The organism is Blautia stercoris (genome assembly GCF_054657695.1).
Map to the genome: position 1 here is coordinate 831267 of NZ_BAAHYF010000002.1, position 26298 is coordinate 857564.

At 39.5% G+C, this 26298-nt stretch carries 20 protein-coding genes; 17 read left to right on the plus strand and 3 right to left on the minus strand.

The features are described 5' to 3' along the window. The first annotated feature begins 190 nt into the window (after window positions 1–190). From gnpA to ACYQ2D_RS13635, 6 genes are all read left to right on the plus strand, one after another. On the plus strand, window positions 191–2344 hold the full coding sequence (gene gnpA, locus ACYQ2D_RS13610; RefSeq protein ID WP_459785812.1) for a 1,3-beta-galactosyl-N-acetylhexosamine phosphorylase: 2154 nt from the start codon (window positions 191–193) through the stop codon (window positions 2342–2344). A 75-nt stretch (window positions 2345–2419) separates the two neighbouring features. Next, window positions 2420–3736, plus strand: a complete 1317-nt coding sequence (locus tag ACYQ2D_RS13615) for an ABC transporter substrate-binding protein (protein WP_459785814.1) — start codon at window positions 2420–2422, stop codon at window positions 3734–3736. A 70-nt stretch (window positions 3737–3806) separates the two neighbouring features. Continuing rightward, on the plus strand, window positions 3807–4673 hold the full coding sequence (locus ACYQ2D_RS13620) for a carbohydrate ABC transporter permease (protein ID WP_117456801.1): 867 nt from the start codon (window positions 3807–3809) through the stop codon (window positions 4671–4673). Next, the gene (locus tag ACYQ2D_RS13625; protein WP_330600344.1) at window positions 4666–5472 is read left to right on the plus strand and encodes a carbohydrate ABC transporter permease; all 807 of its coding nucleotides are present in this window, start codon (window positions 4666–4668) and stop codon (window positions 5470–5472) included. Before ACYQ2D_RS13620 ends, ACYQ2D_RS13625 begins: the two co-directional genes overlap by 8 nt. Then, a complete protein-coding gene (locus ACYQ2D_RS13630; RefSeq protein ID WP_459785816.1) occupies window positions 5472–5933 on the plus strand; it encodes a hypothetical protein in 462 nt (153 codons plus the stop codon). The genes ACYQ2D_RS13625 and ACYQ2D_RS13630 overlap by 1 nt, the downstream gene beginning before the upstream one ends. Beyond that, complete coding sequence (locus tag ACYQ2D_RS13635; RefSeq protein WP_459785817.1) at window positions 5884–7176, plus strand: right-handed parallel beta-helix repeat-containing protein; 1293 nt, start codon at window positions 5884–5886, stop codon at window positions 7174–7176. The genes ACYQ2D_RS13630 and ACYQ2D_RS13635 overlap by 50 nt, the downstream gene beginning before the upstream one ends. Before the next feature lie 184 nt (window positions 7177–7360). Here ACYQ2D_RS13635 and ACYQ2D_RS13640 read toward each other — a convergent pair whose 3' ends face one another. Beyond that, window positions 7361–7666 (minus strand): hypothetical protein, encoded by a 306-nt coding sequence (locus ACYQ2D_RS13640; protein ID WP_459785818.1) that lies wholly within the window; start codon window positions 7664–7666, stop codon window positions 7361–7363. Window positions 7667–8033: 367 nt separating this feature from the next. Here ACYQ2D_RS13640 and ACYQ2D_RS13645 point away from each other — a divergent pair, with 367 nt between their 5' ends. Beyond that, window positions 8034–10484, plus strand: coding sequence for a LuxR C-terminal-related transcriptional regulator (locus ACYQ2D_RS13645; RefSeq protein ID WP_459785819.1), 2451 nt, complete (start codon window positions 8034–8036; stop codon window positions 10482–10484). A 345-nt stretch (window positions 10485–10829) separates the two neighbouring features. After that, window positions 10830–12434: a phosphoenolpyruvate carboxykinase (ATP) gene (gene pckA, locus ACYQ2D_RS13650; protein WP_117456797.1), complete on the plus strand. Its 1605-nt coding sequence runs from the start codon at window positions 10830–10832 to the stop codon at window positions 12432–12434. 90 nt (window positions 12435–12524) lie between these two features. On the opposite strand, the gene ACYQ2D_RS13655 is transcribed toward pckA, so the two are convergent. Both ACYQ2D_RS13655 and ACYQ2D_RS13660 read right to left on the minus strand, forming a co-directional pair. Next, on the minus strand, window positions 12525–13793 hold the full coding sequence (locus ACYQ2D_RS13655; RefSeq protein ID WP_459785821.1) for a nickel-dependent putative hexonate epimerase: 1269 nt from the start codon (window positions 13791–13793) through the stop codon (window positions 12525–12527). A gap of 192 nt (window positions 13794–13985) precedes the next feature. After that, on the minus strand, window positions 13986–15008 hold the full coding sequence (locus ACYQ2D_RS13660) for a zinc-binding alcohol dehydrogenase family protein (protein ID WP_022303239.1): 1023 nt from the start codon (window positions 15006–15008) through the stop codon (window positions 13986–13988). A 369-nt stretch (window positions 15009–15377) separates the two neighbouring features. Here ACYQ2D_RS13660 and ACYQ2D_RS13665 point away from each other — a divergent pair, with 369 nt between their 5' ends. The 9 genes from ACYQ2D_RS13665 to ACYQ2D_RS13705 all read left to right on the plus strand — a co-directional run bounded on the left by ACYQ2D_RS13665 (window position 15378) and on the right by ACYQ2D_RS13705 (window position 26289). Beyond that, a complete protein-coding gene (locus tag ACYQ2D_RS13665; RefSeq protein ID WP_459785822.1) occupies window positions 15378–16082 on the plus strand; it encodes a GntR family transcriptional regulator in 705 nt (234 codons plus the stop codon). Between the two features lie 243 nt (window positions 16083–16325). After that, a complete protein-coding gene (locus ACYQ2D_RS13670) occupies window positions 16326–17702 on the plus strand; it encodes a GntP family permease (RefSeq protein ID WP_459785823.1) in 1377 nt (458 codons plus the stop codon). Window positions 17703–17944: 242 nt separating this feature from the next. Next, a complete protein-coding gene (gene ilvD, locus ACYQ2D_RS13675; RefSeq protein WP_459785825.1) occupies window positions 17945–19660 on the plus strand; it encodes a dihydroxy-acid dehydratase in 1716 nt (571 codons plus the stop codon). Window positions 19661–19678: 18 nt separating this feature from the next. Beyond that, the gene (locus ACYQ2D_RS13680; RefSeq protein ID WP_459785827.1) at window positions 19679–20581 is read left to right on the plus strand and encodes a dihydrodipicolinate synthase family protein; all 903 of its coding nucleotides are present in this window, start codon (window positions 19679–19681) and stop codon (window positions 20579–20581) included. Window positions 20582–20696: 115 nt separating this feature from the next. After that, entirely contained in the window at window positions 20697–21422 is a 726-nt protein-coding gene (locus tag ACYQ2D_RS13685) for a FadR/GntR family transcriptional regulator (protein ID WP_117456791.1), read from the plus strand. Between the two features lie 206 nt (window positions 21423–21628). Continuing rightward, window positions 21629–22396 carry an SDR family oxidoreductase gene (locus ACYQ2D_RS13690; protein WP_022303244.1) on the plus strand — a complete coding sequence of 256 codons (768 nt, stop codon included), beginning with the start codon at window positions 21629–21631 and terminating at the stop codon, window positions 22394–22396. Window positions 22397–22489: 93 nt separating this feature from the next. Continuing rightward, window positions 22490–24238, plus strand: a complete 1749-nt coding sequence (ilvD, locus tag ACYQ2D_RS13695; RefSeq protein ID WP_117456790.1) for a dihydroxy-acid dehydratase — start codon at window positions 22490–22492, stop codon at window positions 24236–24238. A 152-nt stretch (window positions 24239–24390) separates the two neighbouring features. Further along, window positions 24391–25488: a sugar kinase gene (locus tag ACYQ2D_RS13700; RefSeq protein ID WP_022303246.1), complete on the plus strand. Its 1098-nt coding sequence runs from the start codon at window positions 24391–24393 to the stop codon at window positions 25486–25488. Window positions 25489–25677: 189 nt separating this feature from the next. Further along, the gene (locus ACYQ2D_RS13705; RefSeq protein ID WP_117456788.1) at window positions 25678–26289 is read left to right on the plus strand and encodes an NUDIX hydrolase; all 612 of its coding nucleotides are present in this window, start codon (window positions 25678–25680) and stop codon (window positions 26287–26289) included. Window positions 26290–26298 lie beyond the last annotated feature (9 nt).

Sequence of the window (26298 nt, forward strand, 5' to 3'; positions counted from 1 at the left end):
ATAGTAAAATGAAATTCTCTATAAATCCATTATACATAAAAAATTGATAAAAAAATAGTATTTTATTGATAAAATAGCAAAAAATATAACAAAACGAGCAACAATAAAATTGATATCGTTTTTGAAGTCCGCTATACTGTAGCTATCAGATAAAAGATAAGAAAAAAGTTGTTTGGAGGGAATAGTGTTGATGACGGGAAGACTTACGCTGCCGACTGATGCAGATATCGTTGACGAAACAATACGGCTAAAAAATCTTTTAGGAGCAGATGCATTGAGGGACTGCGACGGAACAGAGATGCCGGAAGCGCTTTTGTCAGAACCAGTAAAGAAATATGCGACTTATTATACTACAAGAAAAGATAATGAGTGGGCAATGCAGAATCCGGATGAGATTCAGCAGGAGTACTTGATTAGCGATCGTGTAACCGCAAGAGGCGAGACACTTCGTATTCGTTTAATGGAAGGTTTTCATACCGAACAGTTAAAAGTAAATACATTAGATGATCCGAAACGCTGGTGGGAAGTAATCGATCGCACAACTGGAGGAATTGTTCCTATAGATAAATGGGAATTTGATGCAGCTTCAGAAGAAGTTGAAATCCAGACAATACAATATCATGAATATACCGTCAGCTTTCTGGCATTCTTGATTTGGGATCCGGTACATATGTACAACTTTATTACAAATGACTGGCAGGATACACCACATCAGTTAACTTATGATGTAAGACAACCAAAAACTCAGAAATACGTAAAAGAAAAACTGAGAAGATGGTGTGAGGAAAACCCACATATCGATGTTGTTCGATTTACAACTTTTTTCCATCAGTTCACATTGACATTTGATGATAAAAAAAGAGAAAAATATGTGGAGTGGTTTGGATATAGTGCAAGTGTAAGCCCATATATCTTAGAAAGATTTGAAAAATGGGCAGGCTATAAATTCCGTCCGGAATACATTGTAGATCAGGGATATCACAACAGTATGTTCCGCGTGCCGAGTAAACAGTTCCGCGACTTTATCGAATTCCAGCAGATTGAAGTGTGTGCACTGGCAAAAGAATTAGTTGACATTGTACATTCTTATGGAAAAGAAGCAATGATGTTCCTTGGAGACCATTGGATCGGAACAGAACCGTATGGCAAATATTTTGCAGGAATCGGCTTAGATGCAGTCGTAGGTTCCGTTGGAAGTGGTGTAACCCTTCGTATGATTTCTGATATTAAAGGTGTAGATTATACAGAAGGTCGTCTGTTACCATACTTCTTCCCGGATGTATTTGGAGAAGGCGGAGATCCGATTGGAGAAGCAAGAGATAACTGGAGAAAAGCCAGACGTGCCCTGCTTCGTTCACCATTGGATCGAATCGGATACGGCGGATATTTAAAACTTGCAAGTAACTGGCCGGGATTTATTGATGAAATTCAGAAGGTTGTTACAGAATTTAGAGAAATTCATGAAAATATGAAGGAAACTCCTTCTTATGTAGCACCATTTAAGGTAGCGATTCTTAACTGTTGGGGTAGCCAGAGAAGATGGATGTCCAATCAGGTACATCATGCCATCTGGCATAGAGAAACTTATTCCGCAGAAGGCGTATTGGAATGCTTAAGCGGAATGCCATTCGAAGTAGAATTTATCTCTTTTGATGATGTAAAAAACGGGATTCCGGAAGATATCAAAGTAATTATCAATGTTGGAGATGCATATACTGCATTTAGTGGAGCTGAAAACTGGATTGATGAAGCGGTTGTAACAAATATTCGCCGATTCGTTGACCAGGGAGGCGGATTCATCGGAGTCGGTGAACCGACTGCTTACCAGCATCAGGGAAGATTCTTCCAGTTATCTGATGTACTTGGTGTAGACCGTGAGATGTGCTTCTCACTTAATACAGATAAGTATAATGAACTGGATACAAATCATTTCATCTTAGAAGACATTGATGGAGAAGTAGATTTTGGTGAGGGAACAAGCCGAGTTTACGCACAGGGCAAAAATTATCAAGTCCTTGCAATGGACGGAGAATACAGCCAGTTAGTTGTAAATGAATATGGGAAAGGACATAGTGTTTATTTTGCAGGTCTTCCATATTCTCCTCAGAACTGTAGAATTCTTCTGCGTGCGATTTATTATGCAGCAGGCATGGAGAATGAGATGAAACGTTATTATGTAACAAATGTGGATACGGAAGTAACCGTATTCCAGAAGAGCAAGAAGATTGCAGTAATTAACAATTCATCCGAAGCACAGTACACAGAGGTTTACATCAATGGCAACTGTGTATACAAATTAGATATGGAACCGGGTGAAATGCGCTGGGTTGATGATGTTGAGTAAGGATAACTTATGGAATGCGGGGTAGCGTTTCATATTTTATAAAAGAATATTTTTAATCTAAGGAGGATCATAGCAATGAAAAAGAAAGTATTGGGAATGTTTTTAGTAGCAACAATGGCAGCATCTGTGCTTGCAGGATGTGGTGGAAAAGCAGAAGACAAGAGCGAAGCAAAAAAAGATGATACTGCTGCAGCACAGGAAGAGACACTTACCGTATGGTGTTGGGATCCGAACTTCAACGTGTATGCAATGGAACAGGCAGAAAAAATGTACCAGAAAGATCATCCGGATTTCAAACTGGATATTCAGGAAAAAGTATACTCTGATATTGAAACCGCTTTAATCACAGCAGCAGAAGCAGATGATTACAGCACATTACCGGACATCTTCTTAATGCAGGATTATTCCTTCCACAAAAACGTAGCAAACTATCCGGGAATCTTTACAGAGTTAACAGATTCTGGTGTTGATTTCTCACAGTTCTCTGCTGGTAAATTAGCAGACTCTACAGTAGATGGAAAGAACTACGGTGTTCCATTTGACAACGGTGCTACAATCATGGCAATCCGTAAAGATATGGTTGAAGCAGCTGGTCTTACAGTAGATGATTTCAAAGATACAACATGGTCTGATTTTATCGAAAAAGCGAAAAAAGTAGTTGAGAAAAACAACGTTCCGATGCTTACAAGTTCAGGCGGATCTGAAATTGTAATCGAAATGCTTCAGTCTGCAGGCGCTTCTCCAATGGTAGACGGTAAAGTTGACTTAGTTGGAAATGAAGCACTGAAAAAATCCATCGAAATTTACAAACAGTTAATCGATGAAAAAATTATGGTAGATTACACTGACTGGGATCAGTACATCGCTTCTATGAACAAAGGCACTGCAGCTGGTGTTATTCAGGGATGCTGGATCATGTCTTCTATTCAGGCAGCAGAAGAACAGTCCGGAAACTGGGCAATCGTTGATATGCCAAAATTAGATGGTATCGAAGGTGCTACAAACTACGCAAACTGTGGTGGAGCAAGCTGGGCAGTATCTTCTAACTGTAAAAACACAGACCTTGCATTTGATTTCCTCAAATCAACATTTGCAGGAAGTGTAGAATTATATGATGACCTGCTTCCAAACGCTGGAGCAATCGCTAGTTACTTACCGGCAGCTGATTCTGAAGTTTATAATGAAGCATCTGACTTCTACGGCGGACAGACTGTATATAAAGATATCGTAGAGTTCGCAGGACAGGTTCCGGGAATCGATTACGGTGCATACTACTCTGACATCAGAAGTGCATTAACAGATGCAATCACAAATGTAGTTCAGAATGGTGCAGACATTGACAGCGAAATTAAGAACGCTCAGGATACTGTAGAATTTAATATTAATGAGTAATCATTAAAGAGTGAAATAGGACGTGCCGGGAGTGCAACTTGCGTTCCCGGCTCTATTTTAGGAGAAAAACATGAAAAAAATAGGTTTAGAAAAACGGCATAATCTTACGGGATGGGCATTTCTCATTCCGGCAGCACTTTTAATCTTTGTATTTTGTTTTTATCCGATGGCGCAGGCAATCCTGCTTTCCTTTAGAAAAACAAACGGGGAATTTACTGGGATTTCAAACTATGCCAGAATCCTTCAGGATAAAACGTTTCAGCAATGTTTATTTAACACAATCTTTTATTTTATCATTCAAGTTCCGATCATGCTTGTCTTAGCATTGGGACTGGCACAGCTTTTAAATAGTCCACATATCAAAGGAAAAGGAATTTTCCGTACGTTGATTTTCCTTCCATGTGCGACTTCACTGGTATCTTATTCTATGATTTTCAAATCCTTATTTGCTCCGGATGGAGTCGTAAACCGAGTGCTTACTTCTATTGGTGGTGCTCCGGTGGATTGGTTCCAGAGTACATGGCCGGCACGTTGGGTAATCATAATCGCTTTGATTTGGAGATGGACCGGTTACAACATGGTATTCTATCTTGCCGGTTTACAGAATATTGATTACTCTGTATATGAAGCAAGTTATATTGATGGAGCGACTCCGTTCAAGCAGTTTATAAAGATTACGGTTCCACTTTTGAAACCAACGATTCTTATGACTGCAATTATGTCAACATCCGGAACATTACAGTTATTTGATGAATCTATGAACTTGACAGGCGGTGGCCCAGGTAAGTCAACAATGACACTGGCACATTATATTTACAATATTTCCTTTGTAGAGACACCGAAATTTAACTATGCAGCGGCATTATCTGTATTTATTCTTATAATGGTGGCAATCCTGTCTGCGATTCAGATGAAAGTAGGTGACAAACGTGACTAAGACAAAAAAAGTAATTTCATACATTATTTTAATTCTTGCAAGCTTTTTATCTGCATTTCCGTTGTATTACATGCTCTGTGGAGCAACCAATACAAGTATTGATGTGGTAAGAGGACGTTTGATTCCAGGTGGTTATCTGGTAGAAAACTTTAAAACCTTAGTTGGGATGCAGAATCTGAAACTTGCGATGTTTAACTCATTCCGTAATGCAATTATCATTACATTTGTAGCATTACTTGTGTGCTCCATTGCCGGATACGGCTTCGAAATCTACCATGATAAAGGCAAAGATATTTTAATGAGCATTTTGCTGCTTGCGATGATGCTTCCGTTCGTAGCAATTATGATTCCATTATTTAAAATGTTTACTTCATGGGGATTGGTAAATACCTGGATTGCGCTTGCACTTCCGTCAATCTCTACTCCATTCATGATTATGCTGTTTCGTCAGGCGGCGCGTTCATTTCCGCATGATATTATCGAAGCAGCGAGACTGGAAGGGTTAAGTGAAGTTCAGATTTTCTTCAAAATGTTTATTCCGGTTATGAAATCTACTTATGGAGCAGCCATGACAGTAACTTTCATGAGTGCCTGGAATAACTACTTATGGCCAACTGTTATTTTACAGGACAGCAAAGCAATCACAATGCCAATGCTTGTAGCAAACTTAAAGAGTGGTTACAGCGTTGACTATGGTATGTTGATGCTTGGCGTATTAATTTGTACACTTCCAACAGCAGTGATCTTCTTATGCTTACAGAAGAGTTTTGCAAATGGAATTACAGGAGCGGTAAAATAATGCGACAGAGTTATTGTATCAAACAGGAGTGTTTAAGGAAGGCGCAGGGAGCCTTCCTTTTGGCACACAAACTTGGATTATTGGAAACACCTTCTATGGAAGGATTCGAGGCAAGGCGGCAGGCGCATAATAGGATGCTGAAAAAACTGGAGCAAGAGAATAAAAAGTTCTATGGACCGCGTTATTTTTCAGCTCCGGCCTACCTGCAGTATGAGCTGACCCGCCTGAAATTAGATTTCGTGCAGCCAAGTGAGGCAGTTCGCAAAACCGGATTATGCCCAGATTTTACAGAAACAGAAAAGAGAGCGTTTTACGAACAAAATATGGATTTGTTCGGACGCTATCATGGGGATTTTTTTACTTATGAAGAAGTCGCACAGATTATTGAAAAACGGTTACGGGAGGATGCGTATGACAAGCTTATCGAAGACGTATTACGTGAGTTCGAAGAGGGGAAATGATTCGAACGACGGATTGAGTTGCGAAACAGCATTTGCCAGTCTTTTTGCAATCAATCATAGCAGCCTCAAACCGGGAGACTGTGTGTTGCTGGAGCGTGACAGCGTATTTTATGGGCAGTATCTTCAGATTACCGATAGTGGAACGAAGGAAGCACCGATTGTGATTGGGGCATACGGCGATGGAGAACCACCGCGGATCGAAGCGTGCGGACAGGGGATCTGGTATCAGGATTATGGAAATCCATTGGATGCACCGACACATGTTTATCATGGATATGTATCGTCCGCAGTCTTGCTATATGATGTAGAATATATCATTGTCGAAGACCTGGAAATTACAAATGAGGCGAGTGAGATTATTGGAGAGCAGTATTCACTTGGAGACAAGATGAATCGTACCGGAGTTGCGGTTGTGGCAAAAGATAAAGGAGTGCGACACGGAATTACGCTGCGTAATCTGCTGATTCATGATGTGCATGGCAATGTGTATGATAAACACATGAATAATGGTGGAATTTACATGACAGCGCTTCGTCCAAAATGTGAAGAGACTACGGGTGTGGCACGTTATCAGGATGTTACCGTTGAAGGCTGTTTTGTGTATCAGGTGAGCCGTTGGGGGATTGCAGTAGGCTACACGTATGCACATGAAAAGTTTCAGGGGGCAGAGCTTGACGAAGAAACGTTCTTGAAGTATGGACATGAAAATATGAAGATTTGCGATAATTATGTGAAAGCAGCAGGAGGAGACGGAATTACAGCAATGTATGCGCTGCGTCCGCTGGTAGAGCATAATATAGCAGATTCGATTGCGTGTGAGATGAATGATCGGATTTATTGTAATCCGGGAGATAAAGCAGGAAAGGTAGCAGCAGGAATCTGGCCTTGGAAGTGCAAAGATGCACTCTTCCGCTATAACGAAGTCGCTGACACAAGACTGAACCAGGATGGCATGGCATACGATGCAGATTCAGGGGATGGCACAGTCTATGAATATAATTACAGTAGACAAAATGAAGGCGGCTGCGTGATGTTCTGTTTGCAGGAGGCAATTCACAATACCTTCCGCAAAAATGAAAGCTTTGACGATTTAGGAGGCACCATTAGTCCTTCCGAGAATCCAGATGCTTTGATTGAAGAGAATGTGTTTTATGTAAGAAAAGGAGTGCCGTTTGTTCGTAAAAATATGGATGGCGGCAAATATGAACTAGTAAATAATAAGATTTTTGAGTTAGATGAGTGAAATAAATAATGTGCGTTTTTTCTAGGCTTTAAGTTTAGGCATGAAAGAAAGAGAATCAACAATGCTGGAGAGGGGTTGTTGATTCTCTTTTTGGCATTTATTGCATGGGGCATCTATTTTACCATAGTTAAAAAAATGGAGAATGGGATTATCCTACGGTTGCGGTAACAAAAAGAATTCACTTTTATAGCAGCTTTATTGTGCGCTCCTCTGAATCAGAATGATACGTTAATCCGGCAGGACGTTTCAGATTCAGTTTGTAAAGAAAGAAGATTCCGGAAAAGAATCCGGGAATCAGTCCGGCATATCCGGTGGTGCATAAAAGTACGGTGAGTTGAACCGGAAGGCTCATAGCAGTTGTCAGGCATAAAAGTGTGCCAATAACAAGTCCGACAATGCTCCATCCGGTAATAAGAGTGAAGAGAAAAAGAAAAGCGGTGTGCGTTTTCCTGGTATGTTTTTTTGTAAAGTTCCATAATTTCTGATACATGTGTCATCCCCCGTTTCTAAATTAATGAATAAAAATAAAAAAATTCTTTTTCTGTTTCGTTACTGTTATTTTAGAAATCATTTGTAAAGTATGCAGGCGCAGAAATGAAAAATTTATGTAAAATTTTTTGACAAAAACATCCGTGCAGAAATTTCAGGTAACACAGAGCTTCATGTAAGTAAAGCGGACATAAGCATCCCCCCTCACCCGCTGCTTAGTGCTTTGCGCACTTGAAGCAGGGGAATGATTATCTGCGTTCAAATAATCTGCATTTTTTGAAAATACTAGCCATTTGGTTAGTATACAAAGATGTCGAAAATTGCTATAATTCTATGTATATAAAGGTAAAAGAAAGCGGGGTGAATCATTGACAGAAAAGGACAAAATATGTTATATCCGACCAAAACGGGCACTCAGGCGTTTGAAGGCTGCCGAAGAAGAAAATATAACTGCTTATATTTACGGAGTGAGCGGTATTGGCAAGACAGAACTGATTGTCCGTTATTTAAAACAGAAAAAATATCAGATGTTTGACGCTGGAAGGGTAAGCGCAGAAGAACTGGAGGGGATTGCAGAATCTGAAAAACGAAAGATTGTGGTAATTGATAACCTGCATGATTTGGCAATGGAGGAAGAATGTGATGATATCAAAGAAGCAATTATTTCGTTGATTGAACGGGAAGATATATGGCTGATTTTATCGGGGAGATGTGCCGTACCACCGTGGCTTGCTGCTGTCCGTTACCGCGAAGTCTTTTATGTGATAGAAGAGTCTGAATTATTGTTTGATGAAGCTCAGGAAAATCAATACATAGAATATACAAAGATACTGTTGACGCCGGAACAGCGCAAGGTAAGTAGAAATTACTGTTTGGGGGTTCCGCTTGGCTGGTATATTACATGGGATATATATAAGCAGATTCAGCTTCGTGAGGGACTAAAAGAGGGCGAGTATTTTTCGGATAAATTATTTTCAGAGCTGATTGACAGGGGGTTATCCCAGATGTGGGATTATCTTGACTGGCATGTCTATGACAACTGGGATATCCGAATACAGGAATTTTTAATGGAAGTTTCGATTGTAGATTGTTTTACAGCACATCTGGCAGAGATGATTACGGGGATAAATAATGTAGAATCAATTTTAAGCAGGGTAAAATGGCTCGGAAACTTTATGATGGAAAGAACAGAAAAAGACGAAGTTGTGTATGAATTTCGTCGGGAAATGTGTATCAGTATGCGCAGACGTCTGAAACGAAAGTATAATAAAGAGCAGATTCATGCCCTTTATGAAAATGCAGGCTTGTATTATCAGCTAAATAAAGAACCAATTCGTGCGCTTGAGATGTATCAAAAAGCAGGGGAGAAAGAGCGGATTGCGTCTTTGCTGATAGAAAATGCGAGAACTGCACCAAATAATGGTTATTATTATCAGCTGAAAAAATATTACCTGAAGCTTTCAGACGAAAAAATCCGTACCAGTCCGGAGCTTATGATGGGAATGAGCATGCTTCAGTCACTTTTATTGGATATAGAAGAGAGTGAACACTGGTATCAGGAATTGGAACAGTATGCAAAGGAACATTCCGGAAGGGAGCGGCGTAGGGCGAGAAGTGAATTACTGTATCTGGAAATCGGGCTTCCGCACAGAGGCAGTGAGAATATGGTAGAAATTCTGAAAAAGGCACATCTGTTAATCTTGGATAAGCAGGTCAGTCTCCAGGAATTTTCTGTCACCAGTAATCAGGCATCTCAGATGAATGGCGGAAAGGACTTCTGTGAGTGGAGCAAGAGAGACAGAGAACTGGCAAAAGGCATTGGAAAACTGGTTGAATTTATCCTTGGAAAATATGGAAAGGGTATGGTAAATCTGGCTCTTTCAGAAAGCTTTTTTGAGAAGGGTGAGGACAACTATGAGGTCGCTTCCTTAGCCAATAAAGGGAGAATGCAGGCAGAGACCGGAGGAAAATTAGAACAATGCTTTGTGGCAGACGGCATGCTGGCATGGCTGCATATTATTACAGGAAAGGTATCAGAGGCAGAAGAACTGTTAAAACGGTTCTATAAAAAAGCAGAAAAAGAAGAAGCAGAACGCCTGCTTCCAAATATTGAAACCTTTATTATACGATGTGCGCTCTACAGCCAGAAAAAAGCAGAGATTGAGAAATGGATGAAGAAAGCACCGGATGAAGAACAGGAGTTTTCAATTTATGACAGATTTCATTATCTGACAAAAGTACGTGTGTATCTGCAAAATGGGAGAAATGAACAGGCGTACAATCTGCTTTTAAAATGTGAGTACTATGCAACAGTAATGAAACGCACTTATATCAAAATCGAAGTGAAATTATTGATAGCGATTGTACAGTACCGTGTTGGGGATGAACGGTGGGATGAGACTCTGTGTGAAGGATTAAAAATGGCAGAGGAATATCATTTTGTGCGAATTATTACACGTGAGGGAGCTGCAATCCGCCCATTGCTTACGCAAAGCAGATGGGAACCTTCGAGGGTAGAATCAAAAGAAGGGGAAAAAAAGAACCGGCAGTTCTGGAAACAGGTTTTGGAAGAAACGGAAAAAATGACCCGCTATTATCCGGGATATTTGAAGGCGGGAATCGAGAGCGTTACGTTAAGTGATGCAATGCTGGAAATTCTGAAGCTTCAGGCAGATGGTCTTTCCAAAGAGAAAATCGCAGAACGGTTAAATATGTCGGTGAGTAACGTAAAATACCATACGCAGCAGATTTATAAGAGGCTGGGAGTCTCAAATAAAGCAGAAGCTGTAATGGAAGCGGGAAAGCGAGGCCTCCTGTAGGGGATAAAAAGGGATATTGATATCGAAAAAAGGGGTATAAAAAAAGGATGTCATTTATTTGGGAGAGTAAAGGACATCCTTTTTGAGTGCACAGAAAAGCTCAAGGCTGTTTGAAAAATGGAGAATAAAGGAAACAAAAGAAGATAAAAGGATATTTATCCTATCAAAACTGTATTAATTTACCATAGAAAAGAACGTCTGACGTCGAATAATTGTGAAAGATAGAAAAAATAAAAAATTTTATAAAAATTTTAATGGATTTTATTTGGATATCATGTATAATACTAAGTGGGAAGTGAGAAAATTCACTTCTAGAGGAAAGAAAGAAAAGGAGTAAGTGTAAAGATGGCAGAAATCAATTTAACTAAGTATGGCATTACAGGAACAACAGAAATCGTATACAATCCTTCTTACGAAACATTATTCGCTGAAGAAACAAAACCGGAACTGGAAGGATTCGATAAAGGTCAGGAAAGTGAACTGGGCGCTGTCAACGTTATGACAGGTGTTTACACAGGACGTTCTCCTAAAGACAAATTTATCGTTATGGATGAAAACTCAAAAGACACTGTATGGTGGACTTCTGATGAGTACAAAAACGACAACCACCCAGCTACAAAAGAAGCTTGGGATACTGTAAAAGATATCGCTATCAAAGAGCTTTCTAACAAAAAACTTTATGTAGTAGATGCATTCTGCGGTGCAAACAAAGATACTCGTATGGCTATCCGTTTCATCGTTGAAGTAGCTTGGCAGGCACATTTCGTAACAAACATGTTCATCAAACCAACAGCTGAAGAACTGGAAGTATTCGAGCCAGACTTCATCGTTTACAACGCATCTAAAGCAAAAGTTGAAAACTACAAAGAATTAGGATTAAACTCTGAAACAGCTGTAATGTTCAACATTACAAGCAAAGAACAGGTTATCGTAAACACATGGTACGGCGGAGAAATGAAAAAAGGTATGTTCTCTATGATGAACTACTTCCTGCCATTAAAAGGAATTGCTTCCATGCACTGCTCTGCAAATACAGACTTAAATGGTGAAAACACAGCAATCTTCTTTGGTCTTTCTGGAACAGGTAAAACAACTCTGTCTACAGACCCGAAACGTCTCTTAATCGGTGATGACGAACACGGTTGGGATGACAACGGAGTATTCAACTTTGAAGGTGGATGCTACGCAAAAGTTATCAACCTGGATAAAGAATCTGAACCGGACATCTACAATGCAATCAGACGTGACGCTCTTCTTGAGAACGTAACTCTGGACAAAGATGGAAAAATCGACTTCGCAGATAAGAGTGTAACAGAAAATACACGTGTATCTTATCCAATCAACCACATTGAAAACATCGTTCGTCCGGTATCTTCTGCACCGGCAGCTAAGAACGTAATCTTCCTGTCAGCAGATGCTTTCGGAGTACTTCCTCCAGTATCTATCCTGACACCGGAACAGACACAGTACTACTTCCTGTCTGGATTCACAGCTAAATTAGCTGGTACAGAACGTGGTATCACAGAACCAACACCAACCTTCTCTGCTTGCTTCGGACAGGCATTCCTGGAATTACATCCGACAAAATACGCAGAAGAACTGGTTAAGAAAATGGAACAGAGCGGAGCAAAAGCTTACCTCGTTAACACAGGATGGAACGGTACCGGAAAACGTATCTCCATTAAAGATACTCGTGGTATCATCGATGCAATCCTCAACGGAGATATCTTAAATGTACCGACTAAGAAAATTCCATTCTTCGACTTTGAAGTTCCAACAGAACTTAAAGGTGTTGATACAGGAATTCTTGACCCACGTGACACTTATGCAGATGCTTCCGAATGGGAAACAAAAGCAAAAGATCTTGCTGGCAGATTCGTTAAGAACTTTGCTAAATACGAAGGAAACGAAGCTGGTAAAGCACTTGTTTCTGCAGGTCCTCAGGCTTAATTCTTATTTGAAATTTAATAAGATAAACTAAAAAATCCTCCATATTCTCAAGAGAGAGAATATGGAGGATTTTTAAAATTAGAATAAAAATCAATCCACTTTCCAAAGTCCAAGTGCCGGAGTTTTTACGAAGTAAATTTCTTCTCCATTTTCAAGAGTATTCCAGCCTTCTTTTAAGGTGTCTGGATTGTATAAAGAAGCTGCTTCATTGTAATCCATCCATTCGTAACCAACACTGTTGATTTCTTCTTTGGAGAGATTTTCCGGTTTGGTGCAGTAAGTAATAGTGAAACGTCCGTCGGAAGAACCCTGAATTAAGTGTGCAGCAGACATAATCTTATTGTCAAATGCACCTTTGTTAAATAAATCAAGCACGTAGTCACGTCCTTTATAACCGTATTTACGAGTCATCTTATCCATTTCTTCATTTTCACCGAAGGCTTTTACACCAGGAGCAAGAATAATTAAGTCTCCACCATCTGCAACTGCCATTCTGGTACGGTAAATTCCTTTATTTCCAACCCATGTTGTCTTTAATTCATCCGGGTCAAGGTAAGTCACTAATTTTTTCGCTCTGCGTTCTACATGGACAATGTTTAATTCTGTGGAAAGTTCCACTGCTTTTTCAAATGGTTTTCTGGAAGAACCAACGTATAAACCGTTTAATTTCAAATCATCATCATTTAATGTCGTAACAGTCTGAATATAAACCAGTGGAAGTTTTCCGTCAAGGAAATGCTGCTGTGCATAGTCAAATACTTTTCGTGCCGGTGAATCTGCAACACCGAGAGCTTTTTCCATACCACAGATGGCACTTAACATGTGGGATTTGTTAATCATCTGGCGTCCGCCGACTCCAACGAAAAGATTCTTGCTGTAGTTTGCCATACCAACTACTTCATGAGGAACCACCTGTCCAACAGAGAGGATTAAATCATATCCGCCGTGAATCAGTTTTTCATTGATTTCCACTTCGATATCAGTAGAGTATAAGCCTTCAGAGATTTCTTCAATGACTTCTTTTGGAACCGTACCGATAGAAATGGTGTCTTTCTGCCAGTGATGTACTAAAAATGCTTCATCCGGAATGACACGTGCAAACATTTTCTGCTTTTCTTCTTCGTCCATTTCCATGTGAGTTCCAAGTGCCGGCATTACATGGACTTCCACTTCCGGAGCGAGCTTCTTATATAAAATCTGTGAAATTTCACCTGCGTAAGAGTAACAGCGGGTAAAATCAGGTGGGATAATCAATACTTTTTTGAGATTTGGATACTGAGAGAGAAGTTCGTCCATTGCTTTGGAGATTTCGTCCATGGAAATTCCGGATTCTTTGTTGGTGATATAAATTTCTTTCATAATCAAAAATCCTTTCGCTTTTTTTATAGTTTATTATTGGGTTACTAAAATTTTGGCTTAGTCTTAAATGGTGCACCACTTTCATGGTGCACCAGAATCATAAGAGGGTTTTGTTTTATTAATGTACTCTCGGAGTTTTTACAGAAAGCTTCCGAGAGCACATATCACTTTAAGGGGGAGTAGCAAAATTAATTAATCTTCAAATTTTAAAACAAGTTTTAATACATCCTGTGGATGTTCTTTAATCATATTTAATGCGTCCATAACGTCTTTGTAGTTGTAAGCTTTTGTCATTAACTGTTCTGGATGCAGAGTTCCATCTTCAAATCCTGCGATAACTTCATCGAAGCAGTTGTTGTTCAGACGAGAACCTACGATAGTCAGTTCTTTCTTTGTGATATCAGCCATTGTGATAGAAGATGGCTGGTTTTTCAGACCGATGCAGACGATACGTCCAGCAGGGCATGCAAGCTGTACAGCCTGTTCAAAGGAAGAAGGAATACATACAGTATCAACAACAACCGGAATACCTTCTCCATCTGTGAAGTCTAACAGACGCTGTTCTAAGTTATCTTCAGAAACTAATACAGTTTCATCAGCTCCCATAGATTTTGCTTTTTCCAGACGTTCTTTTACAAGGTCAGTCATGATAACTTCTGCACCGTTTCTTTTTGCAACCTGCATTGCAGCGATACCGATTGGACCAGAACCCATAATCAGGACTTTATCGCCTTTTGTAATCTGTCCACGGTTGTTGATTTCTACACCGATTGTAAATGGTTCAACCAGACCGAGTAAAGATTCGTCAAAGTCTTTATGGAATTTATGAATGTTTTTCTCATCAGCAACAACAAATTCAGCGAAACCACCGTCTCTGTGAACACCCATAACTTCAAGTGTAGAGCAGACATTGTGTCTTCCGATACGGCATGCATAGCAGTGTCCACAGCTTACAACCGGGTCAACTGCAACTTTGTCACCAGGTTTTACAGAAGTAACAGCAGAACCAACTTCTGTAACGATACCGCCAAATTCATGACCAATCAGACGAGGATAAGTAGCTAAAGAGTTTGTTCCGTTCCAGATTCCGATATCAGAACCGCAGATACCGCCGGAAGTGATTCTTACGATAACATCATCGTCTTTTTTGATAGTTGGGTTTGGTACGTCAACGATTTCTACTTTGAATGGTTCGATTACTTTAATTGCTTTCATGATTTTATCTCCTTTTGCTTCAAAAACGAAGCACTTTTAATTTTTGCTTTTTACTAGTTCTTTTTACAATCTGACTATCAGAAATCAGAAGAGGAAAAGGAATGGATACATCTTCTGATTAAACTTAAAAACTGATATATCAGTTATATCTGCCATTAATATATCAGAACAGAACCAAAGATGCAACTATAAATTTTGCCAAGAATTAAAAAAACAAATTGTAAGAAATATACAAAAACATAAAAAAACAGGAAAAATAAAGGGAAAAATGACAGAAATAAATTGACGGTACAGGTGCATTGATAGTAAAATAAAAGAGTAAAACAAGAAAGAGTAATATATTAGTGATATATTAGTTTGGAGAAAAATATGAAATTAAAGATAAGTGAACGAAGAAAAAAAGAAAATAACAGGGAGTATGCCTATCGGGTGCTTCGGGATAATATTATGACCATGCAGTTGCTTCCGGGAGAAACGTTAAATGAGGCAGAACTTGCAGAAATTTTTCATGTAAGCCGGACGCCGGTACATGAAGCAGTCATTATGTTAAAAGAAGAGATGTTAGTAGAAGTGTATCCGCAGAGCGGGTCTAAGGTTTCTTATATCAACATTAATACCTTAAAAGAAGGCTATTTTATGCGTTCGGTCTTAGAACCGGAAATTCTTGCAACGCTTGCAGGTTCGTTAAGTCAGGATTATGTGGAAAAAATAAAAGAAAATCTGGATTTGCAGAAAAAAGTACTGGAAGAAAAAAATGAAGACAGTATTGATGCGTTTTTTAAATTAGACAATAAATTTCATCAGTTAATTTATCAGGTAGGAAATAAAAGTAATGTCTGGAGAGCAGTCAGAAGAGTTAGTTCCCATTATGACCGTGTTCGTTATCTCGATGCAATTATGAGTAAAACGGATTTGGAAGCAATTCAGAAAGAACATGAAAAAATTTTTCATCAGCTGTTAATCGGCTACACAGAGGATTTTGACCTGAAAAAATTCTATGACAGACATCTTGGAATTTATAGAAAAAATTTCCAGAATATTCTGGAACACTATCCGGAGTATTTCGGCATCTGATTGGAAAGAAATGAGATAAACAAAAACGAACAAAAAATATACAAAAATATTATGTGAAAATATACCAAAAATTAAATCTAAAAATTATCTAAAACTCACAGAATATACAATACCCTATTGACTATTTGTATTAAATCTGGTACAGTCTACTCATGGAATGGATACGACGTCACACGTCACACGAAAACCAAATAAGATGTGCTCTGAGGGTACATTGAAAAAAGAAAAAGGGAGGAAAACGGTATGTTTTCAGGAGGAATCGTAACAGGTCCGGCATTGGTTGCAATCTTTATCCTTGCAATTGCAGTTCTGTTGTTACTCATTATCAAATTTCAGGTAAACGCTTTCGTAGCATTACTGCTCACTGGCTACATTACAGGTGTGGTTGCGAACATGCCACTTGGTGAGATTGCCCAGACCGTTACAGACGGATTTGGAGGTACACTTGGTGGAATCGGTATGGTTACCGGTCTTGGTGTTATGTTAGGTAAATTCATGTATGAGGCTGGCGGTATTGAGTCTATCGCAAATAAAGTCTTAAAAGCATTTGGTGATAAAAAATCTCCAATCGCAGTTGCTATTTCAGGATTTATCACAGGTATTCCGGTATTCGGAGATGTAGTTTATATCATGTTTGCTCCGATGCTGAAAGTATTATGCAAGAAAACAAAAATTTCCATGGTTACTTTCGCATGTGCAATTTCAGTAGCTACAACATGTACATTCGCACTGGTTCTGCCAACCGCACCACCACTTGCAGTTGCTGAAGAACTTGGAATTGAAATTGGTATTTTCTTCTTCTACGCATTAGTATCTGCATTTGTAGGTATGATTGTAGGTGGTATTGTTTATGGTGGATTTATCAATAAACAGGACCAGAAAAACAATCATTTTTATACATTTGATGATTTAGATGAAGAAGCTGCATCTATGGGAGATACAACAGGAAAAGAAAGAATGGGAGCGTTAAAAGCCCTGTCTATTCTGTTAGTACCGATTATCCTGATTCTGCTTGGAAGTTTTGTTCCGTTAGCAGCAGGAAAAGAAGTACCGATTGTTTCCTTCCTTGGTAACAAAAACTTTGCTATGTTGGTCGGTGTTTTATACGCTGCATTAGTTTCCAGAAAATATCTGACAAAATCTATTACAACAATTATGTCAGAAGGTGCTGACCAGGTTGGTCTGATTCTTCTTATCACAGGTGCCGGCGGTGCTTTTGGTAAAATCCTTCAGGCAACAGGTATTGCAGATTATATCGCAGGAACACTTTCCGGATTCAGTATTCCGATTCTGGTACTGTGCTTCGTAATCTGTCAGATTATTCGTTGTGCACAGGGTTCTACAACTGTAGCCCTTACAACAACAGCAGCTATTATGGCTGGTACAATTGCTACATCCGGAGTATCTCCGATTCTGTGTGCGATTGCTATCTGTGCCGGTGGTATTGGTCTTTCCATGCCAAACGACTCCGGATTCTGGGCAATCAGCCGTTTCTTCGGAATCTCCGTACCGGATACAATCAGAGGATGGAGTATCGGTGGTTTTGTAGCCGGTGTTGCAATTCTGATTTTTGTATCAATCCTTTCTCTCTTCCAGGGATTCTTACCAGGATTGATGTAAGTTAAATCAAAAATTCAAATCGAACTAAAGTGAGATATGAAACTGGGCAAAGAATCGAAAAGGATTCTTTGCCCTTTTTGTTTCAGTTTACATTTTGTATGAATTTTGTTATAAGAAAGCCATAAGAAATAAAAAACTTAACCGTTCATATATTGCGGAAAATTGGTTTCAATTAAAGTAGATTTCAACTTTAAAATTTTGTAGGATAAGATAAAAAGAAAAAAATTCAGGAGGATAAAAAAATGCAGCAAAAAAGTGAACCACAGCGTCTGTTATGGGCACAGTTTGATGCCTTGCAGATGGGCTCAGGCTGGGATGAAGAAGACATTAAGAAACCACAGATTATGCTTGAAGATGTATTTGGAGACAGTCATCCAGGCAGTACTCATCTGGCGAGTCTTATGGAACAGGCGAAGTATGGCGTATTTGAAAAAGGTGGATATCCGGCACAGTATCATACAACAGATATCTGTGATGGATGTGCACAGGGACATGATGGCATGAACTATATTCTGGCATCCAGAGAGGCAATCTGTGACATGGTAGAGGTACACGGAAGCGTGTATCCATGGGATGGAATGATTTTATCTTCTTCCTGTGATAAATCCATACCGGCACATTTAAAAGCGGCTGCCCGTCTGGACGTTCCGACTATTTTTATCCCGGGAGGAAGTATGCGTCCAGGACCAAATATGACAACATCTCTTGTTGCGGGTGATATTTCTCTTCGTCAGAAACGAAAAGAGGCAATCACAGAGCAGGAAGTCCGTGATTATAAAATGACAGGATGTCCATCCTGCGGAGCCTGTGCTTTTCTTGGAACAGCAAGCACCATGCAATGTGTGGCAGAGGCACTTGGAATGGCGCTTCCGGGAACCGCAGTCATTCCGGCTACCATGCGAGACATTCTTTCTTATGCCCGTCTGGCAGGACGTAAAATTATGGAACTGGTAGAAAAAGGAATTACACCGTCTAAGATTTTAACCAAAGAAGCATTTGAAAATGCAATCATTGTACATAGTGCAATCGGTGGTTCTACCAATGCAACTTTACATCTGCCGGCAATCGCAAGAGAACTTGGAATTGAACTGACACCAGAGCTCTTTGATGAAATCAATCATAAAGTGCCGCATATCGGAAATATCTTCCCAAGCGGAACTCAGATGACGGAATCTTTCTGGTTTGCAGGTGGAATCCCGATGGTACAGAAATACTTAAAAGACATGTTACATCTGGATGCAATGACCGTAACCGGAAAAACACTGGGTGAAAATCTCGAAGATTTAGAAAAAGATAATTTCTTTGAGAGAAATCTTGGTTATTTAAGCAACTATGGATTAACCAGAGATGAAGTCATTTTCTCGGTCGAAAAGGCAACAGAAAAAGGTTCGATTGCAATCCTGCGTGGAAATTTAGCCCCGGAAGGTTCCGTTGTAAAATACTCTGCCTGTGAAAAAGATATGCGGATTCACAAAGGAACCGCAAAAGTGTATAATCGTGAAGAAGATGCTTATCAGGCAGTTGTTGATGGAAAAATTGAACCGGGAGATGTAATTGTTGTCCGTTATGAAGGACCAAGAGGGAGTGGTATGCCGGAAATGCTGATGACTACAGAGGCAATTGTGTGCGATACCAAATTAAATGGAAAAGTTTCTCTTGTAACAGATGGAAGATTTTCCGGTGCAACAAGAGGTGCGGCAATCGGACATGTATCACCGGAAGCTGCAAGTGGCGGACCGTTGGCATTTATTGAAACCGGAGATATTATTTCTTATAATATTCCGGAACGTACTTTGGATGTGGTTGGAATTAATGGAAAAGAACTTTCCAAAGAAGAAGTAGATGCTGTCTTAAAAGAGCGCAGTAAAAATGGAATCGTTCCAAGACCGCCAAGAAAAGGTTTATTTAAGAGATATACAGAATCAGCCCGTTCTGCAATGGAAGGTGCAGGATACTAGAATTAAAGGAGAAGAGATATGAACGCAAAATGGATTACCCCTGTTGTAACAGCTTTTGACGCTGAGGGACATGTAGATTTAGAAGCAAACAAGAGAATTTGTGAACATTTAATTCAGGGTGGAATGGATGGAATCCTCATCCTTGGAAGTATCGGTGAGTTCTTTGCCATTTCTATGGAAGAAAAGAAAAAACTGATTGATGCCGCAGTTTCTTACATCGACAAACGTGTGACTTTATATGTGGGAACAAACTGCATGATTCTAAAGGATTGTATTGAATTGTCAAACTATGCAATCGAAAAAGGTGCAGATGCAGTTATGGTAATTTCACCATATTACTTTAATCTTCCACATGATTCTGTTATTAACTTTTATGACCAGGTGGCAGATAATGTAAATGGTCCGGTCTTATTATACAACTTCCCGGACCGTACCGGTTATGATTTAAGTCCGCAGTTAATTCTTGAATTAGTAAGAAAACATAAAAATATCGTGGGAATCAAAGATACTGTTGGAACAATGGGTCACACAAGAGAGATTATTCAGGTTGTGAAAAAAGAATTCCCGGATTTCCAGGTATATTCTGGATTTGATGAATTTTTCGCACATAATGTATTAAGTGGCGGAAATGGCTGTGTAGCCGGAATTTCAAATTTTGTACCGCAGATTGCTTCCGCATTTGCAAATGCAGCAAGAGAAGATAATCTTGTAAAGATGGCAGAGTGTCAGCAGAAGATTGATTCTTTGATGGAAATTTATTCAATCGGAGAACAGTTTATTCCGATTATCAAAGAAGCAATGGTACAGACCGGAGTAGAGTTTAATCCGGTCTGCGCCCAGCCTCTGCTTTGTGCAACAGAAGAACAGAAAGCGAAAATTGCAAATTTATTGAAATTACAGGAAATTACTGGTATACTATAATATCTGAAAAGAAGTTCGGATATTATTTAGAAAGCAGAAGAAAATCAAACATCAATGAGCGGCTCTGCATCAGGAACATCCGAAAAATAAGAAAAAGGAAAGATTGAGGTAGAGTATGGGAAAAAAAGCTGAGGGCAGAAAGCTGAAATCAATCGATTCAAACAATAAACTTCTGCCGGAAAAAGTTTCAGAACAGATTGTCCAACTGATTTCAGACCGGAAATTAAAAGCCGGAGAAAAACTTCCAAATGAATTTGAAATGGCAGAGCAGTTGAATGTCGGACGTGGAACTATTCGTGAGGCAGTAAAAATACTGGTATCAAGAAATGTTGTGGAAATAAAAAGAGGTCGTGGAACCTTCGTAAGTGAGACACCGGGGCTGATGGATGACCCTCTTGGATTTGCATTTATGGAGGACAAGAAGAGTCTTGCCCTGGATATTTGTGAAGTGCGTATGATGATTGAACCGGAGATTGCGGCTCTGGCAGCACTGCGTGCAACAAGAGAACAGGTAGAGAAGATTGAAGAGTATGCAAAAGAAGTAGAGGAACTTTTCAATCAGGGAAAACCTTATCTGGAAAAAGATATCTTATTTCATGCGGAGATTGCAAGGGCGACCGGAAATCAGGTGACAACCAATCTAATGCCTGTAATCCAAAGTGGAATTTCTCTGTTTATTGATGTGACAGATTATTCGATTGCAAATAAAACAATTGTGACTCACCGTGAAGTGCTGGAAGCAATTAAAAGGCATGACCCAGAGGGAGCAAGTGAAGCAATGAAGCGTCATTTGGAAAATAACAGGATTCAAATTAAATTATTAATGAAAAAGATGGAATAAGAAAGATTCTGAGAAGACATAAATTCTAAGAAGATATAAAAAAGGCAGGAGGAAATACTTACAAATTTCCTTCTGCCTTTTTATAAAATCTGCTGAAATAAAACGAAATCAAAAGAAGAACTTGACCGTGAAATTGGAGTGTGATACCATAAAAACAGATACGACGTATGACGACTTAAAAACCAGGAGAAAGGTGGAAAAAACCAATGGGACAGAATTTATTTGATGTTTCCGGAAAGAAAGTTATTGTAACAGGTGGAACAAGAGGACTGGGTCTTGGAATGGCAGAGGGCTTTTTGCAAGCCGGATGCAAAGTGGCAATTGTTGGAACATCAGACAAGGTGTTTGCTGTAGCGGAAGAAGAATGTAACAAGGGTTATGACTGTGTAGGCATAAAGGGAGATCTTTCCAAACGAGAAGAAGTTTACCGCATTTTCAATGAATGCGTCGAAAAACTTGGTGGAGACTTAGATGTACTTGTTACTTCACATGGAATTCAGAGACGTCATAGCGCAGAAGAGTTTCCATTAAATGAATGGGATGATGTAATCAGCGTCAACTTAAGTTCTATTTTTGTACTGTGTCAGGAAGCAGGAAAAATTATGCTGAAGAAAGGCTATGGAAAGATTATTAATGTCGCTTCCATGAACTCTTTCTTTGGAGGACAGACCATTCCGGCCTATGCAGCTGCAAAAGGCGGAGTAGCACAGCTTACCAAAGAGTTATCGAATGACTGGGCAGGAAGAGGAATTAATGTCAATGCAATTGCACCGGGATATATGGCAACAGAAATGAATGAAGCACTTCTTGACCCGAAAAATCCACGTTTTAAAACTATCAGCGAAAGAATTCCGGCAGGACGCTGGGGAACCGGAGAAGATATGCAGGGAACAGCCATTTTCTTAGCTTCCCATGCAAGTGATTATCTGTGTGGAGCAGTCATTCCGGTTGACGGAGGATATTTAGTTAAATAGTTAATAAATAGTAATAGAAAAGTCCATAAAGTAAAAATAAAAAATAAAATAAGTAGAAACTAAGAATTTAAAATTTAAGGAGGAACAAAAAACATGAGTTGTTTAAAAAGCCAGGAAATGCGTACATTAGCACCAGAGCTTGACCCATTGCGTATTGGTACAGGATGGAAACCGGAGGATTTATCCAAACCTCAGATTTTAATCGAAAGTACTTACGGAGACAGCCATCCGGGAAGCGGACATTTAAATGTCTTAGTAGAAGAAGTAAGAAAGGGTGTTGCAGAAGCAGGCGGATTTGGAGCAAGATATTATTGTACCGATATCTGTGATGGAGAAAGTCAGGGAACAGACGGAATTAACTTCTCTCTTGCAAGTCGTGAAATGATTACAAATATGATTGAAATCCACGGAAATGCAACTGTATCTGATGCAGGCGTATTTCTTGCAAGCTGTGATAAAGGAATGCCGGCAAACTTAATGGGGCTGTGCCGTTTAAATATTCCGGCTATCGTAGTGCCAGGTGGAACAATGAATGCAGGACCGGACATGCTGACTCTGGAACAGTTAGGTATGTATAGTGCAAAATTCCAGCGCGGAGAAATTGATGAAGATAAATTAAACTGGGCAAAACACAATGCATGCCCAAGCTGTGGAGCATGTTCTTTCATCGGTACTGCATCTACGATGCAGATTATGGCAGAAGCACTTGGACTTGCACTTCCGGGTACTGCTTTAATGCCGGCAACCAGTCCTGACTTACTTGATTTTGCAAGACAGGCAGGTCGTCAGGCAGTTGCACTTGCAAAAATGGACAACATGCGTCCAAGCGACATCGTGACAATGGACAGCTTTGAAAATGCAATCTTAGTTCATGCAGCAATTTCAGGAAGTACAAATTGTCTGCTTCATATTCCGGCAATCGCACACGAACTCGGAATTGAAATTACAGGTGATACCTTCGACAGACTGCACAGAAATGCAAGATATCTCTTAGATGTACGTCCGGCAGGACGCTGGCCGGCAGAATGTTTCTACTATGCAGGCGGAGTTCCGGCTATTATGGAAGAAATCAAACAGCACTTACATCTTGATGTTATGACTGTAACAGGAAAAACACTTGGAGAAAATCTGGAAGAATTAAAGAAAAACGGATTCTACGAAAGATGCGACAAATGGATGCAGGAATTTAACAAACGTTATGGCTGCAATGTGACAAAAGAAGATGTTATCCGTCCTTATGACAAAGCAATTGGAACAGACGGAAGTATCGCAGTCTTACGTGGAAATCTTGCACCGGAAGGCGCAGTTATCAAACACACTGCATGCCCGAAAGAAATGTATCGTGCCGTACTTCGTGCAAAACCATTTGACAGCGAAGAAGAATGTCTTGATGCGGTTTTAAAACATAAAGTAAATAAAGGTGACGCTGTATTTATCCGCTATGAAGGACCAAAAGGAAGCGGTATGCCGGAAATGTTCTATACTTCAGAGGCGATCAGCAGTGATAAAGAACTTGGAAAAAGTATTGCACTGATTACAGACGGACGTTTTTCCGGTGCATCTACCGGTCCTGTAATCGGACACTGCAGTCCGGAAGCAGCAGAAGGCGGTCCGATTGCATTAGTAGAAGAAGGCGACTTAATTGAAATTGATGTATTTGCACGTAAATTAAATATCATCGGTATCGCAGGGGAAGAAAAAACTCCGGAAGAAATCGATAAAGTGCTTGCAGAACGTAAGAAAAACTGGAAACCAAAAGAAGTAAAATACAAAAATGGTGTGCTTCGTCTGTTCAGTGAACATGCAGCAAGCCCGATGAAAGGTGCTTACTTAGAATTTTAAAAATTGGAAAGCACGAAATAAAAAACAACAAAAATAAAAACCACATGCTATAATAAGAAATTGCAAGAGCAAAATTGTAAGAGAAAAATTGTAAGAGTGAAATGATAAGAGCAAAATTGTAAAACAATACATAAAAATTTGGAGGATTAATCATGAACTTAAATTTAAGACCAGCAAATGAATGCAAATTTGATGAAGTATCCCTGGGCGAAGTAATGCTTCGTCTTGATCCGGGCGAAGGAAGAATCCGTACAGCAAGAAGCTTCCGTGCATGGGAAGGTGGCGGAGAATATAATGTTGCCCGTGGACTGAGCAAATGCTTTAAAATGAATACAGGTATCATCACAGCATTCGCTGATAACGAAGTTGGTATGTTAATGGAAGACTTCATCAATCAGGGTGGAGTAGATACTTCCTTAATTAAATGGATGAAAACAGATGGAATCGGAAGAATCTGCAGAAACGGATTAAACTTCACAGAAAGAGGATTTGGTATCCGTGGAGCAGTTGGATGCTCAGACCGTGCAAATACAGCTATTTCTAAAGCAACACCGGAAGATTTTGATTTCGATTACATCTTCGGGGAACTCGGAGCACGTTGGTTACACACAGGCGGTATCTACGCTGCTTTATCTGAACAATCCTGTGAAACTGTTTTAGCTGCAATCAAAGCTGCTAAAAAATACGGAACAATCGTATCTTACGACTTAAACTACCGTCCATCTATGTGGAGTGCAATCGGTGGACAGGCAAAGGCTCAGGAAGTAAATAAAGAAATCGCTAAATATGTAGACGTTATGATTGGTAACGAAGAAGACTTCACAGCTTGCCTTGGTTTCGAAATCGAAGGAAACGACGAAAACTTAAAAGAACTGAACCTTGACGGATACAAGAAAATGATTAACGAAGCTGCAAAAACATATCCAAACTTTAAAGCAGTGGCAACTACTCTTCGTACTGTTAAGACTGCAACTGTAAATGACTGGGCAGCAATTTGCTGGGCTGATGGTGAAATCTACAAATCCAAAGACTACAAAGGTCTTGAAATTATGGACCGTGTAGGTGGCGGAGACTCCTTTGCATCCGGTCTGATCTATGGTCTTATGACAACAGAGAATGCAGAACTGGCTGTAAACTACGGAGCAGCTCACGGTGCACTTGCCATGACAACACCAGGAGATACAACAATGGCAAGCAAAAAAGAAGTAGAAGCAATCATGGGCGGTGCAGGAGCACGTGTTCAGAGATAATTTCTGTCTTATAAATTAAAAAGAATAAATAGATGAACAAAAGAGATATCTTTCGGATAAAAACGAAAGATATCTTTTTTGTTGTTTAGATCGTCGGCTATGTCTTGAAAAACAAGTGTAAACGCGCTATAATCTTTCTATTTACAAAAGCAGAAATTGCACAATTGCATCAGAAAGGGGTAAAAAAGTATGCCATCCATTAAAAAAGTAACTCCGATGACAGAAAATCCATATGTTCGTTTGTATCATCTGGATGTAGAAAGTAAAACAGGAAAAGCAGGTCATTATTATGTAGCATCAAGAGCAAAAGATGAGAGACATTTAAAGTTGAATACAAGAGAAAACCATCCGGATGGAGTAATTATCTATGCAGTCTGTAAAGAAGATAAGAATAAAGTTGTTTTAGTCAGACAATACCGTTATGCAATTGATGATTATATCTATGAATTTCCGGCAGGACTGGTAGAGACAGGAGAGGATTTTAAAACAGCAGGAATCAGAGAGATGAAAGAAGAAACCGGATTGACATTAGAACCGGTAACGGTAAATCCGGCTTATGAAAAACCGTATTTTACGACAATCGGAATGACCGATGAATCCTGTGCAACAGTTTATGGATATGCATCCGGAACTGTGTCAAGAGCCGGACTGGAAGATTCAGAAGAACTGGAAATTGTGCTTGCAGATAAAGAAGAAGTAAAACGGATTTTAAAAGAAGAAAAGGTGGCCATCATGACGTCCTATATGCTGATGCATTTTCTTCATGATGGAGAGCCATTTGAATTTTTAAAAGAAATTTAAAAAAATCTT

Excerpts from the sequence above, each read along its gene's own strand:
- gnpA (WP_459785812.1), top strand. The coding sequence starts at position 191 with ATGACGGGAAGACTTACGCTGCCGACTGATGCAGATATCGTTGACGAA.
- ACYQ2D_RS13620 (WP_117456801.1), top strand. The coding sequence starts at position 3,807 with ATGAAAAAAATAGGTTTAGAAAAACGGCATAATCTTACGGGATGGGCA.
- ACYQ2D_RS13670 (WP_459785823.1), top strand. The coding sequence starts at position 16,326 with ATGTTTTCAGGAGGAATCGTAACAGGTCCGGCATTGGTTGCAATCTTT.
- pckA (WP_117456797.1), top strand. The coding sequence starts at position 10,830 with ATGGCAGAAATCAATTTAACTAAGTATGGCATTACAGGAACAACAGAA.
- ACYQ2D_RS13635 (WP_459785817.1), top strand. The coding sequence starts at position 5,884 with ATGACAAGCTTATCGAAGACGTATTACGTGAGTTCGAAGAGGGGAAAT.
- ACYQ2D_RS13660 (WP_022303239.1), bottom strand. The coding sequence starts at position 15,008 with ATGAAAGCAATTAAAGTAATCGAACCATTCAAAGTAGAAATCGTTGAC.
- ACYQ2D_RS13640 (WP_459785818.1), bottom strand. The coding sequence starts at position 7,666 with ATGTATCAGAAATTATGGAACTTTACAAAAAAACATACCAGGAAAACG.
- ACYQ2D_RS13680 (WP_459785827.1), top strand. The coding sequence starts at position 19,679 with ATGAACGCAAAATGGATTACCCCTGTTGTAACAGCTTTTGACGCTGAG.
- ACYQ2D_RS13690 (WP_022303244.1), top strand. The coding sequence starts at position 21,629 with ATGGGACAGAATTTATTTGATGTTTCCGGAAAGAAAGTTATTGTAACA.
- ACYQ2D_RS13700 (WP_022303246.1), top strand. The coding sequence starts at position 24,391 with ATGAACTTAAATTTAAGACCAGCAAATGAATGCAAATTTGATGAAGTA.
- ACYQ2D_RS13665 (WP_459785822.1), top strand. The coding sequence starts at position 15,378 with ATGAAATTAAAGATAAGTGAACGAAGAAAAAAAGAAAATAACAGGGAG.
- ACYQ2D_RS13655 (WP_459785821.1), bottom strand. The coding sequence starts at position 13,793 with ATGAAAGAAATTTATATCACCAACAAAGAATCCGGAATTTCCATGGAC.
- ACYQ2D_RS13685 (WP_117456791.1), top strand. The coding sequence starts at position 20,697 with ATGGGAAAAAAAGCTGAGGGCAGAAAGCTGAAATCAATCGATTCAAAC.
- ACYQ2D_RS13615 (WP_459785814.1), top strand. The coding sequence starts at position 2,420 with ATGAAAAAGAAAGTATTGGGAATGTTTTTAGTAGCAACAATGGCAGCA.
- ACYQ2D_RS13705 (WP_117456788.1), top strand. The coding sequence starts at position 25,678 with ATGCCATCCATTAAAAAAGTAACTCCGATGACAGAAAATCCATATGTT.
- ACYQ2D_RS13630 (WP_459785816.1), top strand. The coding sequence starts at position 5,472 with ATGCGACAGAGTTATTGTATCAAACAGGAGTGTTTAAGGAAGGCGCAG.
- ilvD (WP_459785825.1), top strand. The coding sequence starts at position 17,945 with ATGCAGCAAAAAAGTGAACCACAGCGTCTGTTATGGGCACAGTTTGAT.
- ilvD (WP_117456790.1), top strand. The coding sequence starts at position 22,490 with ATGAGTTGTTTAAAAAGCCAGGAAATGCGTACATTAGCACCAGAGCTT.